The organism is Pantoea sp. MQR6, assembly GCF_022761075.1.
Classification (GTDB): domain Bacteria; phylum Pseudomonadota; class Gammaproteobacteria; order Enterobacterales; family Enterobacteriaceae; genus Pantoea; species Pantoea phytostimulans.
Map to the genome: position 1 here is coordinate 53,822 of NZ_JAKYXB010000006.1, position 15,613 is coordinate 69,434.

At 51.3% G+C, this 15,613-nt stretch carries 13 protein-coding genes and 1 pseudogene; 1 reads left to right on the forward strand and 13 read right to left on the reverse strand.

What is annotated here, in order from left to right:
- Nucleotide 1: 1 nt before the first annotated feature.
- The 13 genes and pseudogenes from wzyE to trxA all read right to left on the reverse strand — a co-directional run bounded on the left by wzyE (nt 2) and on the right by trxA (nt 14,203).
- Nucleotides 2-1,345 carry an ECA oligosaccharide polymerase gene (gene wzyE / locus MUG06_RS19255; RefSeq protein ID WP_243079720.1) on the reverse strand — a complete coding sequence of 448 codons (1,344 nt, stop codon included), beginning with the start codon at nt 1,343-1,345 and terminating at the stop codon, nt 2-4.
- Nucleotides 1,342-2,409, reverse strand: a complete 1,068-nt coding sequence (locus tag MUG06_RS19260) for a TDP-N-acetylfucosamine:lipid II N-acetylfucosaminyltransferase (RefSeq protein WP_243079721.1) — start codon at nt 2,407-2,409, stop codon at nt 1,342-1,344. The genes wzyE and MUG06_RS19260 overlap by 4 nt, the downstream gene beginning before the upstream one ends.
- Nucleotides 2,406-3,656: a lipid III flippase WzxE gene (gene wzxE, locus MUG06_RS19265; RefSeq protein ID WP_215847990.1), complete on the reverse strand. Its 1,251-nt coding sequence runs from the start codon at nt 3,654-3,656 to the stop codon at nt 2,406-2,408. Before wzxE ends, MUG06_RS19260 begins: the two co-directional genes overlap by 4 nt.
- Nucleotides 3,656-4,786 carry a dTDP-4-amino-4,6-dideoxygalactose transaminase gene (gene rffA / locus MUG06_RS19270; RefSeq protein ID WP_243079722.1) on the reverse strand — a complete coding sequence of 377 codons (1,131 nt, stop codon included), beginning with the start codon at nt 4,784-4,786 and terminating at the stop codon, nt 3,656-3,658. The genes wzxE and rffA overlap by 1 nt, the downstream gene beginning before the upstream one ends.
- Complete coding sequence (gene rffC / locus MUG06_RS19275; protein WP_243079723.1) at nt 4,773-5,480, reverse strand: dTDP-4-amino-4,6-dideoxy-D-galactose acyltransferase; 708 nt, start codon at nt 5,478-5,480, stop codon at nt 4,773-4,775. The genes rffA and rffC overlap by 14 nt, the downstream gene beginning before the upstream one ends.
- A complete protein-coding gene (rfbA, locus tag MUG06_RS19280; protein ID WP_243079724.1) occupies nt 5,458-6,339 on the reverse strand; it encodes a glucose-1-phosphate thymidylyltransferase RfbA in 882 nt (293 codons plus the stop codon). Before rfbA ends, rffC begins: the two co-directional genes overlap by 23 nt.
- 18 nt (nt 6,340-6,357) lie before the next feature.
- On the reverse strand, nt 6,358-7,428 hold the full coding sequence (gene rfbB, locus MUG06_RS19285; protein WP_243079725.1) for a dTDP-glucose 4,6-dehydratase: 1,071 nt from the start codon (nt 7,426-7,428) through the stop codon (nt 6,358-6,360).
- Nucleotides 7,425-8,684, reverse strand: coding sequence for a UDP-N-acetyl-D-mannosamine dehydrogenase (gene wecC, locus MUG06_RS19290; RefSeq protein ID WP_243079726.1), 1,260 nt, complete (start codon nt 8,682-8,684; stop codon nt 7,425-7,427). The genes rfbB and wecC overlap by 4 nt, the downstream gene beginning before the upstream one ends.
- Nucleotides 8,681-9,811: a UDP-N-acetylglucosamine 2-epimerase (non-hydrolyzing) gene (gene wecB, locus MUG06_RS19295; RefSeq protein WP_215847993.1), complete on the reverse strand. Its 1,131-nt coding sequence runs from the start codon at nt 9,809-9,811 to the stop codon at nt 8,681-8,683. Before wecB ends, wecC begins: the two co-directional genes overlap by 4 nt.
- Before the next feature lie 10 nt (nt 9,812-9,821).
- Nucleotides 9,822-10,874: pseudogene (wzzE, locus tag MUG06_RS19300) on the reverse strand (ECA polysaccharide chain length modulation protein); the annotation flags it as partial.
- A gap of 30 nt (nt 10,875-10,904) precedes the next feature.
- Entirely contained in the window at nt 10,905-11,984 is a 1,080-nt protein-coding gene (wecA, locus tag MUG06_RS19305) for a UDP-N-acetylglucosamine--undecaprenyl-phosphate N-acetylglucosaminephosphotransferase (RefSeq protein ID WP_215847995.1), read from the reverse strand.
- A 280-nt stretch (nt 11,985-12,264) separates the two neighbouring features.
- Complete coding sequence (gene rho / locus MUG06_RS19310) at nt 12,265-13,524, reverse strand: transcription termination factor Rho (protein ID WP_215847996.1); 1,260 nt, start codon at nt 13,522-13,524, stop codon at nt 12,265-12,267.
- A gap of 346 nt (nt 13,525-13,870) precedes the next feature.
- Nucleotides 13,871-14,203, reverse strand: a complete 333-nt coding sequence (gene trxA, locus MUG06_RS19315) for a thioredoxin TrxA (protein ID WP_003851963.1) — start codon at nt 14,201-14,203, stop codon at nt 13,871-13,873.
- Nucleotides 14,204-14,320: 117 nt separating this feature from the next.
- On the opposite strand from trxA, the gene rhlB reads away from it, so the two are divergent.
- On the forward strand, nt 14,321-15,613 hold the full coding sequence (gene rhlB / locus MUG06_RS19320; RefSeq protein WP_215847997.1) for an ATP-dependent RNA helicase RhlB: 1,293 nt from the start codon (nt 14,321-14,323) through the stop codon (nt 15,611-15,613).

Here is a 15,613-nt window from a genome sequence, read left to right on the forward strand (position 1 = left end):
ATCAGGATGGGCTGTGTAATGCCCGTACGCCGCGACTGCGAATCAGTCCGGCGTGATCCAGTAACCTAAAAATTAATTTCGCAATGCCTAAACAGGCAGCAAAAATGAGGCAGAAAAACACCACGCGCGAACCAAAAGCATCCAGGCCTTCGCGCGCCAGCACAATCATGTTAAACACCGCACCAAAGCAGAAGCTCTGCAAAATAGCGCCACTATAGCGATTCGTTTCAGTGCGCCCGCGTTCATACAGCCCATCAAAACCTTTGATGATCATGCCAACCGCGACCGCACCTACAGGAATAGCCCAAACACCCCCCATCACCAGCAGCGAGCCAATCAACGTTGGCGAAATTGCCAGCCCGGAATGGTTATTCAGCACTTCCCAGGTAAAGTAATTGGCACTGTTCAGCACCATAACCGGGCGACCTGGCCACAACCAGCTTGGGATAAACACATAAAAGTCACGCCACAGTGGCGCGAGGCCCTGAAACTCAATCTTGTGGTAATTCTCCAGCAACAAGGCCAGATTTTCCCACGGCGAGAACGTATCGCGCGTCAGGTAAAGAAAAGTGTAAAACGCTTCTGCACCCATCACGTCCAGGTTGTAACGCCGCAACGCCAGCCAAAACATGCCGCAAATGGCCATTACACCTGCCGCCGCCAACATCCATAACGTAATCCAGCCACGCGTAATGCCTATAAAAAGAAACAGTGCAAAGGCAATGATGATATTGGCTCGCGTGCCGCCGACCAGCGCATAGGTGAGCAAACCGAAGGCTGCGGTGATAATCAGAAACAGCATCCAGTTGCGCTGGGTTGGGCGCAAGAAATAGGGGATCAGCATTGCGGGTATAAAGAAATAGAAGAAACGCTTAAGCGCAACGCCAGAGACTTCGCTGGAGAAAATCTGGTTGTAAGCGGTCAGACGGAACAGAAGAAAACCATTGTGCAGGAAAAAAACTGTCACGGTGCCCAACGCCACCAGCGCCAGGATCACACAGGTTAAATGTGTTTCTACTCGATTCATCTGCAGCCAGGGTTTCGCTGGCGGCGCATTAATCGGTTTGAGCCGCACTTTATAACTGACGTAATAGATTGCGTAAAAAGCGCTCGCCGACAGCAGCGCCTGCAACAGAAACTGAGGGGGCACCACCGACGTATCAAAACGAAACACCAGCACGCAGCTTAATGGAAAACCAAAATAAAAAGTAAGTAAAAACAGCAAGGTAAAAAACAGATGGAAATTGAAACGCACACGCTTAAATTCCCGCCAGGTCAGGGTAAGAATAAAACCGAGTGAGAGCAGATAAACCACCAGCAGACCGCTAAACTGCATCAGGCTCATGAAGATTCCTCTTCGCAAAAATATAACGCTTCACGCCAGCCCGTCAGATAACCGGGAGCAAAGAAGGCGATTGCCTGTTTATCACATCCCATCAATTGACGTCGCGCTTCCGCCACAACGGCTGGATTGAGGGCATCTTCACTAAACAACACCGGCAGTTGCTGCTCACTGACATCGCGCCAAAAAGGATTTTTTCGACTCAACACAAAGGGCACATTGGCCTGTATCAGTAAAGATAGCGTGCCAATGCCCTGCTGACGCTCGAACATAAAATAACCTAAATGGCAGCGTGAGAGCAGATTTAAATAGGCATCAAAGGCCAGGTTATCGCGTAGCAAGCGTACTTGCTCAGCCGGGAACAACCTGTCCGCTGTGGCCTGTACTTGCTCAATATAAAGATCGTTATTGGGCGGATAGCCGAGCGGCACCATTACTTTTACCTGTTCGCCAAACTGCTCACGAATGGCGTTTAAACCCGCAATATGACGGTTACTGACGTCGCCGGAGTTACCGAGCAGGAGAGTGAACGTTTCTCCCGGTTCAGCTGTTACCGCCGCATCAGGCATTTTGGTCGGGAAATAGAGCAACGATGTCGCAACGTTGGGATGCTGTTGTTGGTAGTGATGCAAATCACCACGCGTGGCAAACACGCGCGCCACCCTACCCTGCGCGATACGCCGCAACAGATAAAACAGGCGGAATTTCAGGCTGCGCGAGTCTTCATATAAGTCAGCACCCCACACATGCCAAAACAACTGCGAACGGCGCACTTTGCCGCTTAGCAGCGCCAGCCAGATCCAGGGATTAAACTGCCCATGACAAAAGAAGCGCTGCTGACGATGTTTCGCCCGCTCAATCAGTTTTTGCGCCAGCGCTTTCTTGCTGCTGAATGTTTCTATCTGCAGCGCGTTCAGGGACTGAAAGTGTTCAGGCTGCTGCGTGACCACCATAAAATGGCGTGGCGATGCGGTTGGCTGTTCAACGTGCATAACATCGTTAAAAAAGCGCAGCACCGTCAGATTGTGATGGGGAATATCGGATCCCAAAACGTGAATCAAAATCATTTTTTCCGACAATAAACAATGAAAGCGCCACAGCAAAGGGCGAAATAGGCCACATAAGTGAACATATAGGCTTGCGCAGCGCCGGTGGCACCGTGAAGCGGTATGAGCCAACGCGAAAAAAGTGTCAGTAATGTGAACTGGCTGATTTCGGTCAAAATATAGAAGCGCAGCGAAGCTTTGGCGATCACCAGATATCCGAAAACGTAAGCGCCGACTTTAAATACGTCACCGCAAAGTTGCCAGACAAACAGGTCGCGCATACCACGAAAGGCATCAGAGAACAGTAAACTGATCGCCATATCGCGCAGCAGCCAAACGCAGAAACTGGCAGCGGCTACTGCAGGTAAAACAAAACGTATCGCACGACCTATTTCGCGGGCGATGTCCCGCTTGTGCTCCAGACGTGCCAGCGTGGGTAAAAGCCAGACGCTAAATGTCGCGGTGATAAATTGCAGGTAGGCATCTGAGATGCTGGTGACGCCTTGCCACAGCCCAACCTGAGCCCAGCCTTGCTGATCGGCGAGTAAATTACGCATCATCACCCAGGCAACCGGTAATGTGACAGCGGTGATCAGCGCCATGACAGTGTATTTCGCCAGCCTGCGGGCAATATCGGGTTGCCATTGTGGCCGCAGCCAACTCAGCGGCAGCGGTACGCGCCGCTTTAGGATAATCATTGCCGGTAAAACCAGTAATGCAGGCACCAGCGCCAGGCCGATAAGCGCGCCCTGATAGCCGCCAAGCCACCAGCACAACACGTAACCCGCCAAGCCGATTAAGCTGCCAAGTATCAACGCCAGCGCATTACCACGCGCGTCGCGATACCCTTTGATTAACGCCAGCGTCAAATTGGCCCAGGCAATACCAAGCTGCAAAAATGCCACAACGCGAATCACGTTTTGAAAGCGATCGTGACCAAACAGCGCTTCACTGATCGGCGTAGCGGCCAGTAAAAATATCAGCGCCACCAGGGTTGAAAAACCCAACACCATCGCCGACGCCGTGCCCACCACCGCGCGTAGCCGTTCTGTTTCCTGCTGTGATTGCGCGACGTAAGTCGTCACGCCATTGAAAATTCCCGCTCCCGCTAAGACGCCCAGGACGGTGATCAACTGACGGAAATTCCCGGCCTGCCCTACGCCTTCTGGCCCGAAACTCACCGCCAGCAGTTTTACCACCAACAAGCCCGCAGCAATTTTTACCAGCGTAGACGATGCCGTCCACACTGAGGCTTTAGCTAATGACATCAGGAAAAGAAGCTCAGCAGAGAGCTGATCACTGTGTTTTGGTTATTGTCCGAAAGGTTGTAGAACAACGGCAGACGTAACAGGCGCTCACTTTCTTTGGTCGTAAAGCGATCGTTGCCAAAAAAGCGTGAAAAACGTTCTCCAGCAGGCGAGCTATGCAGTGGGATGTAATGAAAAACAGTAAGAATTTCCGCTTCTTTCATCCAGTTAATCAACGCCTGGCGATCGTCTTGATCGTGCAATTTCAGATAAAACATGTGCGCGTTATGTTTACAGTCCACTGGGATGGTAGGGAGCGTGATACGACCTTTAGCGGCTAACGGTTGCAAGGCATCATGATAACGCTGCCACAGACGCAAACGCTGCTGGTTAATGCGTTCCGCGGCTTCCAGTTGCGCCCAGAGATAGGCTGCTTGCAGGTCAGACATCAAATAGCTAGACCCCATATCGCGCCAGGTATATTTGTCTACCTGACCACGAAAGAACTGGCTGCGGTTGGTGCCTTTTTCACGAATGATTTCAGCGCGCTCAACCAGACTCGCATCATTGATTAGCGTGGCACCGCCTTCACCGCCCGCCGTGTAATTTTTGGTTTCGTGAAAACTAAAGCAGCCAATATGACCAATACTGCCGAGCGCCCGACCTTTGTAACTCGACATCACGCCCTGCGCTGCATCTTCAATCACGAATAATCGGTGTTGAGTCGCCAGCGCCATAATGGTATCCATTTCGCAAGCCACACCCGCGTAATGCACCGGCACAATAGCCCGGGTCTTATCTGTGATTGCCGCTTCAATCAGGTTTTCATCAATATTCAGCGTATCAGGCCGGACATCGACAAAGACGATTTTTGCGCCACGCAGCACGAACGCATTGGCCGTTGAAACAAAGGTATAGCTCGGCATGATCACTTCATCGCCGGGCTGAATATCAATCAGCAGCGCGGCCATTTCCAGTGATGCGGTGCAGGACGGCGTTAGCAGGACTTTTTTACTGCTGAAGCGTTGTTCCATCCACTGTTGGCAACGACGTGTAAAACCGCCATCACCGCAGAGTTTGCCGCTGCTCATCGCCGACTGCATATAGTCGATTTCAGTGCCCACAATCGGGGGCGCATTAAATGGAATCATGACCTTTCCTGTAGAACCAGTACGCCGTGCTTTCCAGCCGCGCACCGCTGCGTAAATAAAGGCGCATCGCCGTGAGATTGCTAAGTTGGGTGGCAACACGTAATTGCTTTAATTGCCGAACCCGCGCCCAATCGGCGGCAGCGAGCATCAAGCGCAGGCCAACGCCGTTGCCTTGCGCTTCCGGCAGCACCGCCAGCAAACCGATACGCGCATCCCCGTCAACTTCACGCATCGAGACAAATCCCTGCAAAGCACCGGCTTCATCGCTGGCAACCAGGCATTGATTATCGAACGTGCCGCGTACGGCATTTTCAATCCACTGAGCATAGAAGCGGCCACTGTCATCTGCGGCATACCAAGGCGCACGAAAGCGGCTTTGATTAAAAACCTGCATCGCTGCGTCGCGTAGCGCAGGGATCTGAGATTCCCGGGCAATGCGAATGCCGGTTTGGCGTTCAGTGTGTTTAAGGGTGAGCGCTAAATCTGCCTCGCCTTCCACCAGTTGAAAACCTTGTTGGCCGAGCGCATCAATCACTTCCGCTTGTTCTGCAGGCACTTTAATGTGTAGCAGCGCGCAGGGATGTTGCACGGCAGTAGCCAACGGCGTTTCACCATCAAGCTCCAGCCGTACCGTATCAAGGCCGAAGAACTGGCTCTCCCATGCAAGGGGATTAATATTGACGAGGACGGGCATGCAATAAATCCAGCAAATACTGGCCGTAGCCAGTCTTAGTTAAGGCTTCACCGGCAGCACGCAACTGATCGTCACTCAACCAACCGTTGCGCCAGGCAATCTCTTCCAGACAGGCAATTTTAAATCCCTGTCGCTTTTCAACCGTTTGCACAAACATACTGGCTTCAATCAGGCTGTCGTGGGTGCCCGTATCAAGCCAGGCGAATCCACGGCCAAGCAGCTCAACCGAGAGGGCACCACGCTCAAGATACATTTGATTGATGGCGGTAATTTCCAACTCGCCACGCTCGGAGGGCTGAACCTGTTTAGCGAATTCAACCACTTGATTATCGTAAAAATAGAGTCCGGTGACAGCCCAGCGCGATTTGGGTTGCTTTGGCTTCTCTTCGATCGATAACGCATGAAAGTTATCGTCAAATTCCACCACACCAAACCGTTCTGGATCCATGACCTGATAACCAAATACCGTGGCACCCTGATTCTGCTCGACAACTTTCTTGAGCTTAGGGCTGAAACCCTGGCCGAAATAGAGATTATCGCCCAGCACCAAACAGCAACTGTCGTTGCCGATGAAGGTTTCGCCAATGATAAAGGCTTGCGCTAATCCATCCGGGCTGGGTTGTACTGCATAGGTAATCTGAAGGCCAAATTCGCTGCCATCACCTAATAATCGTTGAAACTGGTCACGATCTTCTGGCGTCGTAATGAGCAAAATATCGCGAATTCCCGCCAGCATTAATACCGATAATGGATAGTAAATCATCGGCTTATCGTATACGGGTAGCAACTGCTTCGAAACGGCGCGGGTGATGGGATGTAGCCGCGTGCCCGAACCTCCAGCCAAAATAATGCCTTTCATCTCTGCTCCTTGCGCCTGTTATTGCGTTAAGCCGAGGCGTTCACCACGATAACGGCCATCAAGAATAGCCTGCCACCAAGCGGGATTATCGAGATACCATGCCACGGTTTTACGCATGCCGCTTTCAAAGGTTTCCTGTGGCGTCCAGCCAAGTTCACGTGCGATCTTGCTGGCGTCGATGGCATAACGCTGATCGTGGCCAGGACGGTCAGTCACGTAGGTAATAAGGTCACGGAAATGTGCGGTATTTGTTGGTTTGCGATCTGCAGCCAGCTCTTCCAACAGCGAGCAAATCGTTTCCACTACCTCAATATTTTTGCGTTCGTTGTGACCACCAATATTGTAAGTTTCACCCACTTTACCTCTGCTCACCACGCGATAAAGCGCGCGCGCATGATCGTCCACAAATAACCAATCGCGTACTTGCTGCCCATTGCCATAAATCGGTAAGGATTTGCCTGCCAGTGCATTGATGATGGTGAGCGGAATCAGCTTTTCGGGAAAATGGTAAGGGCCGTAATTGTTTGAGCAGTTCGTGACGATAATCGGCAAGCCGTAAGTGCGTAGCCAGGCGCGAACCAAATGGTCGCTGCTGGCTTTGGTTGCAGAATAAGGGCTGCTCGGTGCATACGGCGTCGTTTCAGTGAAAAATGCGCTCTGGTCATGAAGATCGCCAAATACTTCATCCGTTGAAATATGATGGAAGATAAAAGCCTTTTTGCGCTCATCTTCCATCGAATTCCAGTAAAAGCGCGCAGCTTCAAGCAGCTGATAAGTGCCGATAATATTGGTTTCAATAAAAGCGATCGGCCCATCGATTGAACGATCAACATGGCTTTCCGCAGCCAGATGCATGATGCAATCGGGTTGATACTGTTTCATCACACGGTCTAATTCTGACCGGTCGCAGATATCTACCTGTTCAAACTTGAAACGCGGATGGTGAATAACGCTGGCCAAGGACGTAAGGTTGCCAGCGTAACTCAGTTTATCCACCACCAAGACTTGATGATCAGTTTCGTTGATCAAATATCTCACCAGCGCTGAGCCAATAAAACCAGCGCCGCCCGTCACCAGAAACTGCTTCATCGCCACACGCCTTTGGTATCTACAATCCAGGATTGCGTAACTTGCGCAGCATCAATGGCACGGAAAGCACGGTGATCAACCAGCATCACCAGCAAATCAGCTTGGTTAAGCGCCTCTTCGCAGGCAACTAACGTGGCATGTTCAGCCAGCGCAGACGGAATCTGGGTAATATTGGGCTCAACAACCCATGTAGCGCCGCTGTGCCATTCGGCAATCAGCTGTGCTACGCCCATCGCCGGGCTTTCGCGTAAATCATCGATATTCGGTTTAAACGCCAGACCAAAACAGGCGATGGTGAGCTCACTGGCACGTTTACCGGTTTGCACCAGGCAATCGGCTAAGGCTTTTTTCACCTGATCTAATACCCACTGCGGTTTGGCATCATTGACTTCGCGCGCAGTGCGAATCAGCCGCGCCAGTTCAGGATTTTGTGCCACGATAAACCAAGGATCGACAGCGATACAGTGACCGCCTACGCCGGGTCCGGGCTGGAGAATATTGACGCGCGGGTGGCGATTTGCCAATGCGATCAGTTCCCACACGTTAATCCCTTGATCGGCGCAAATCAGCGATAGCTCGTTGGCGAAGGCGATATTGACGTCACGGAAACTGTTTTCCGTTAGCTTGCACATTTCAGCGGTGCGGGCGTTGGTTTCAACACATTCACCTTTAAGGAAAATGCGATACAACTCGCTGGCGTGCGCAGAACAGGCGGCTGACATGCCACCAATGACGCGATCGTTATTGATAAGCTCAACCATGACCTGCCCAGGCAAGACGCGTTCCGGGCAATAGGCAATAAAAATATCAGGTGCTTCACTCTGCTGCGGAAAGCGCAAATCAGGACGCGCTGCGGCTAACCATTCCGCCATTTGTTCGGTGCTGCCGACGGGCGAAGTCGATTCGAGAATCACTAAATCGCCCTTTTTAAGCACCGGTGCGATGGATTCTGCGGCCGCTTTGACGAAGCGTAAATCGGGTTGGTGCTCATCCCTAAACGGTGTGGGTACGGCAATCAGAAAAGCCTCTGCGGCTTCGGGTTTTGTGGTTGCCCGTAGATCACCGCGCGCCACAGCGTCATGCACTACGCGATCTAAATCGGGCTCAATAATATGAATCTCACCACGATTGATGGTTTCAACAGCACGCGCATTGATATCTACGCCTACTACCTTTTTCCCTTTAGAGGCAAAAACGGCTGCGGTTGGCAGCCCAATGTAACCCAGTCCAATGATGGAAATGGTTTCAAAACTCATAAGTCGACTCTGTTATCTTTTAAGGCTTGCAAAATGCGTCCGCAGGCGGCGCCATCACCATAGGGGTTATGGGCGCGGCTCATTGCCTGCCAGGCGGCTTCATCCGTCAGCAACTGGCTCACTTCATTAACGATTTTTTCAATATCGGTGCCAACCAATCTCACGGTTCCCGCTTCCACAGCTTCAGGTCGTTCAGTGGTATCACGCATTACCAGCACCGGTTTACCCAGCGAGGGCGCTTCTTCCTGAACACCGCCCGAATCGGTAAGAATCAGCCAGGCACGATTCATCAGCCAGACAAAAGGCAAGTACTCTTGCGGTTCAATAAGAATGATGTTTTCAATGCCGCTGAGAATGCGGTTTACCGGTTCGCTGACGTTGGGATTAAGGTGAACCGGATAAACAATTTGCGCATCAGGATGCTGACGAGCGATTTGTGCCAGCGCGCTACAGATGCGTTCAAAACCCTCACCGAAGCTTTCACGACGATGGCCTGTAACCAGAATCAGCTTTTTACTTTCATCAAGGAAAGGGTAACGTGCGGTTAATTGCGCATTGAGATCGCTGTCATCTAACACCCGATCGCGCACCCACAGCAGCGCATCTATAACCGTATTGCCGGTAACAAAGATGCGCGCATCCGGCAGGTTCTCCTGCAGCAGATTCTGCCGTGAACGTAACGTTGGCGTGAAATGCAGACTGGCGAGGTGTCCCGTCAACTTGCGGTTAGCCTCTTCCGGCCACGGCGATGATAAATCGCCGGTACGCAGTCCCGCCTCAACATGCGCGACGGGAATCTGTTGATAAAATGCGGCCAGGCTTGCCGCCAGCGTGGTGGTGGTATCACCATGTACCAGCACGACATCAGGTTTGAAATCGAGCAATACGGTTTTCATGCCCTGCAAAATGCGGCAGGTGATTTCAGTCAACCCCTGTTCAGGGCGCATGATGTTGAGATCGTAATCGGGTTGCAGTTGAAATAAACGCAGCACCTGATCAAGCATTTCACGATGCTGCGCAGTCACGCACAGACGTGATTCAAAGGCGGGATCCTGCGCCAATGCTTTCACAAGCGGCGCCATCTTGATGGCTTCGGGGCGAGTACCAAATACTGTCAGAACTTTCACTCTGTTTCTCTCAATGACGCGGTTCTAACATCGGACGCGGCCGACGCATCAGCGCCACACCTGCACCCACCAACGCGCCAATGGCGCCCCACATGATCATCATAAACAGACGACGCGGGCTGTCACGCGAGACCGGCTCTTCCGGTGTGCGTAAATAGCGGTAGGTTTGAAATTTGCTGTTCAGCGCCGGACCTGCCTGCAACGTGGTAAGCATTGCTCTGTTTTGATCATAGCTTATATCGTAGGTCGGGCCCGTTGCCTGCAAAGTCTCTAGCTGACCTTGCAGCATCGGTTGACCTAACAAAAACAGATCGCTGTCCGCCAGGTTTTCTCCAATATCACGCGGCTGCTTTTCACGAATACCTTGCTGGTCTGCAATTTTTAACGCCTGTTGCAGGCGATGCTCCTGACGCTGAAACACCGCTTTTGCCACATCTTCCTGACGTTTAACCTGGGCTTGCAGCTGTGCACTGCGCACTTGCCATGCGCCGGTAAGTTCAGTGTTGAGATGACGTGCAGCACGTTCGCTGGCGTAGGCGATATATTGCCGCAGCAGATTGTTAGCATCGCTGGCCGTTTCCGCCTTTAATTTGACGTTATCGAAGGTACTGTGCGCGGTGTCAGCGGGTGTAAACTGGACATTACCGATTAAATCGTCCAGCAGCGCCGCATCATTATGCGCATTCCCCGTTTTACGGCTTTTGAAATAGTCCGTTTGCTGCCAGAACTCCCGGCGCGTATCCCAGGATGAGAGCTGCATGACAAATTCCTGGTAAACCTCATCCATGATCGTAGGCGACGGTGCACTCAGCGTCAGCGCATTGTTATGCACGTCCAGGTTACTGAGAAACTGCTGCTGAGCGTAGTAAGAACCCAGCATATTCACCGTTGGGCGTTCAGTCATCGCCGTGGTGCTCCATACCTGTTTCATCAACAGCGTGGCTAGCCAGGCGATCACGGCAAACAGCAACGCAAGACCAATAATCCAGCGCTTTCCACGCCATAAGCAGCAGCACAGGCCGCGAATATCCAGTTCGTTCTCCACAACGTCAGAGGGCATAACAGGGTTATCCTTTGTAAGGTCTTATCAGAGTCATTTTTTCTTCGCGTCTCGGGCGCTATTAATACGGCGCTTGATGCGTCGAATACGTCGCGCTACACGCCAGGCATGCTTCAGGCAATAGCCGTAAACCATAAAGGCAAACAGGAACAGCACCAGCATCACCCATTCGGGGATAAAGGCGAGATATTCGCCTAACACACCAATACCCGCGAGAATCGCGGCAGCAACGGTGATCAACATAAAGGCCTGACGCGAGCTAAAACCGGCCCGCATGATCAGGTGATGAATGTGCTGGCGGTCGGCAGAAAACGGACTCATACCTTTGCGCAGGCGACGATACATGATCGCAACCATGTCCATCAGAGGAATGGCAATTAACCACAGCGCGGTAACAGGGGTGATGGGATGGCTTAATCCTTGAGTCGTTTCCAGCAAAATCCAGATGATGGTGAAGCCAATCATCGTACTGCCGGCATCGCCCATAAAGACTTTATAGCGGCGCCCCAGAAAACCGAGATTAAGCAGGATATAAGGCAGCGTGGCGGCGATCATCGCAAAGCACCACATGGCGAGGCTGAACTGACCATCGAAATAGAGGATGATACCCATCGCCGCAAAAGTAACAGACGCAAGGCCACCCAGCAGGCCGTCAATGCCATCCACCATATTAAAGGCGTTAATGGCCGCCCATACGGCAAACAGCGTTAGCACATAGCCAAACGGCCCAACAATCAACTCAACCGGACCGATAATAAACCCAAGGCTGAGTAAGTAGAGTTTGGCACCCACCATCATCACAACAGCAACAATGGCTTGCACCACGGCGCGAATTTTCACGCTGATATCAAAGCGATCGTCTAGCGCGCCTACCAATACCAGAACACCCGCGCAGGCTAAAAACAGCAGCGCGTGCGGCAAATAATAATTTGTAATCGCGAAGGTAAAACAGATCCCTGCATATACGGATATGCCGCCAACCAGCGGAATCGCCCCATGATGACGTTTACGCGAATTCGGCGTATCAACCAAACCAATTTTTTTAGCTGCTTTACGAGCAAAAAAGAGGAAGACTAAAGAAAAGAGAAAAATTAAACCAAGCTCAGTACTCATAGTGAGTAAATTCACGTTAAACGCTCTCAGCTAACATCTTGGGCAACAATACGCGAAAATCCACTTTTACTGCTGCTCCAGAATCCGAATTCTGCATGAAGAGGTGCGTGAATGCTTAATAATTCACCACCGCTACCACAGTCATTATAAATGCTCCTGTCAGAGTTCAATCCTATAGCCCAGAAATGAAAAACGCCACGTTAAGACGTGGCGTTGTTACGATTTCCTGCTCATTTTACTAAAAAAGCCGAAACTCGCGTTCGGCTTATTTTTTATAAAATCAGGAACGCTTCATCATATCGAAGAATTCGTCGTTGGTTTTGGTCATCGCCAACTTGTTAATGAGGAATTCCATGGCATCGATTTCGCCCATTGGGTGAATAATCTTGCGCAGGATCCACATTTTCTGCAGCTCTTCCTGAGTGGTAAGCAGCTCTTCTTTACGCGTACCTGAACGATTGTAATCAATCGCTGGGAAGACACGTTTTTCAGCGATTTTACGTGAGAGGTGCAATTCCATGTTACCGGTGCCTTTAAACTCTTCGTAAATCACTTCGTCCATCTTCGAGCCCGTATCAACCAGAGCGGTCGCGATGATGGTCAGGCTGCCGCCCTCTTCTACGTTACGTGCTGCACCGAAGAAACGCTTCGGACGATGCAGGGCGTTAGCGTCCACACCACCGGTCAATACTTTACCAGAAGCGGGTACCACGGTGTTGTAGGCACGCGCCAGACGCGTAATGGAGTCGAGCAGAATGATCACGTCTTTCTTGTGTTCGACCAGGCGCTTGGCCTTTTCGATCACCATTTCAGCAACCTGAACGTGGCGAGAGGCTGGCTCATCAAAGGTCGAAGCGATAACTTCACCTTTAACCAGACGCTGCATCTCAGTCACTTCTTCTGGACGTTCGTCAATCAGCAACACCATCAGCACGCAATCGGGATGGTTATACGCCAGGCTCTGTGCAATGTTCTGCAGCAGCATGGTTTTACCGGCTTTCGGCGGTGCGACGATCAGACCACGTTGACCGCGACCAATTGGCGAAGCCAGATCCAGTACGCGAGCTGTCAAATCTTCAGTTGAGCCATTACCCCGCTCCATACGCATACGGCTGTTAGCGTGCAGCGGCGTGAGGTTTTCGAACAGAATCTTGTTCCGCGCGTTCTCCGGCTTGTCATAGTTGACTTCGTTAACTTTCAGCAGGGCAAAGTAGCGCTCACCTTCTTTAGGTGGGCGAATTTTGCCAGAAATGGTGTCACCAGTGCGAAGGTTAAAGCGGCGGATTTGGCTAGGGGAAACGTAGATATCATCGGGACCGGCGAGGTAGGAGCTGTCTCCAGAGCGGAGGAAACCAAATCCATCCTGCAATATCTCCAGCACGCCATCACCAAAGATGTCTTCGCCGCTTTTCGCGTGCTGCTTCAGGATTGAGAAAATAATGTCCTGCTTGCGCATGCGAGCCTGGTTTTCCAGCCCCATATTTTCGCCGAGGGTAATCAGCTCAGAAACCGGCGTGTTCTTTAATTCGGTAAGATTCATAGTGATGGGTTCTTAAACTCGGGGTAATACTCGGAATGTTTGTCGTGAGTGGTATGGCAATTAATCCATGCCTGTTAATGGCTTTTTTCGACTCTTCTCGACGATCATCGTCAGGGATGGCGACTGGAAGCGTGGAGAGGGTTCGATTGCTATGCCAAAGTTGGAGCTAACCGTCAGATTGCAAAACCGCTGTTATAGGTACAGTGCGACAGGGTTTAACAAGGGAAAACTTTTAGATGCTAACTACAAGGTAAGTGCGTAATGCAGTCTTGGTAACTTAGCATGCTTGAAAGAGAACGTCCAGCAGCAGGCAAAAAATTCACCAATGCTGAACGTTCAGTCCTGATTAAGCCAGATTGGCGTTCAGGAACTCTTTCAATTGACCTTTGGACAAGGCGCCCACTTTGGTCGCGGCGACTTCACCGTTTTTAAACAGTAGCAGCGTCGGAATACCACGAATACCGTATTTCGGTGCAGTGCCCGGATTGTCGTCGATGTTCAGCTTAGCGATGGTCAATTTGCCATCGTACTCTTCTGCGACTTCATCAAGGATAGGGGCGATCATTTTACAAGGACCACACCATTCAGCCCAGAAATCTACCAGTGTAACGCCGTCGGCTTTTAGCACGTCGGTGTCGAAACTGTCATCGGTCAGATGAACGATTTTATCGCTGCTCATGTTTTACTCCACAAGATTATGCCTGGCGAATTGGCGTAAAATATACCAATGTAGGTTGACTTTATTTCATCGGATACGCTTTCGTAAAGCGATAGTAAGCTGATATTCTACCACACTATGAGCAAAACACACTTAACCGAACAGAAGTTTTCCGACTTCGCCCTGCACCCTACGGTGGTGGAAGCCCTTGATATTAAAGGCTTTCAGCATTGCACGCCGATTCAGGCGTTAGCACTGCCTTTTACGCTTTCAGGGCGTGATGTCGCAGGTCAGGCGCAAACCGGTACCGGCAAAACGATGGCGTTTTTAACGTCAACGTTTCATCATCTTCTCTCAAATCCTGCGGCGGAAGGCCGTCAGGTCAATCAGCCACGCGCATTAATTCTGGCCCCAACGCGTGAACTTGCGGTGCAAATTCATGCCGACGCAGAACCGCTGGCAGCCACAACCGGGTTGAAACTTGGCCTGGCATATGGCGGCGACGGCTATGATAAACAGCTTAAAGTGCTGGAAAACGGCGTTGATATTCTTATCGCCACCACCGGTCGTTTAATCGATTACGCAAAGCAAAATCACGTTAACCTCGGTGCTATTCAGGTCATGGTGCTGGACGAAGCCGATCGCATGTTTGATCTCGGCTTTATTAAAGATATTCGCTGGTTATTCCGCCGCATGCCGGCTGCGTCCCAACGTCTGAGTATGTTGTTCTCCGCCACGCTCTCCTACCGAGTGCGTGAACTGGCGTTCGAACACATGAACAGCGCCGAATATGTTGAAGTAGAACCCGAGCAAAAAACCGGTCACCGCATTCAGGAAGAACTTTTCTATCCGTCTAACGAAGAGAAAATGCGCCTGCTGCAGACTTTGCTGGAAGAAGAGTGGCCAGACCGCGCGATCATTTTCGCCAACACCAAGCATCGTTGTGAAGATATCTGGGGCCATTTGGCTGCCGATGGTCATCGCGTTGGTTTGTTGACGGGTGATGTGGCACAGAAGAAGCGTCTGCGCATTCTGGATGACTTCACCAAAGGTGATGTTGACATTCTTGTCGCTACCGATGTTGCCGCACGTGGCCTGCACATTCCTGCGGTAACTCACGTCTTTAACTATGACCTGCCGGACGATCGTGAAGATTACGTTCACCGCATTGGTCGTACCGGACGCGCAGGTGCCAGCGGCCATTCAATCAGCCTGGCGTGCGAAGAATACGCACTGAATTTGCCTGGCATTGAAGAGTACATTGGTCACAGCATTCCGGTCAGTAAATACAACAGTGACGCGTTGATGAGCGATCTGCCGCCACCAAAACGTCTGGCGCGTAGCCGCACGGGCAATGGTCCACGTCGTGGCGGTAACAACGCCAACCGTCGCGGTGCACCACGCAACAATAACCGTAAACGTTCGAGTTAA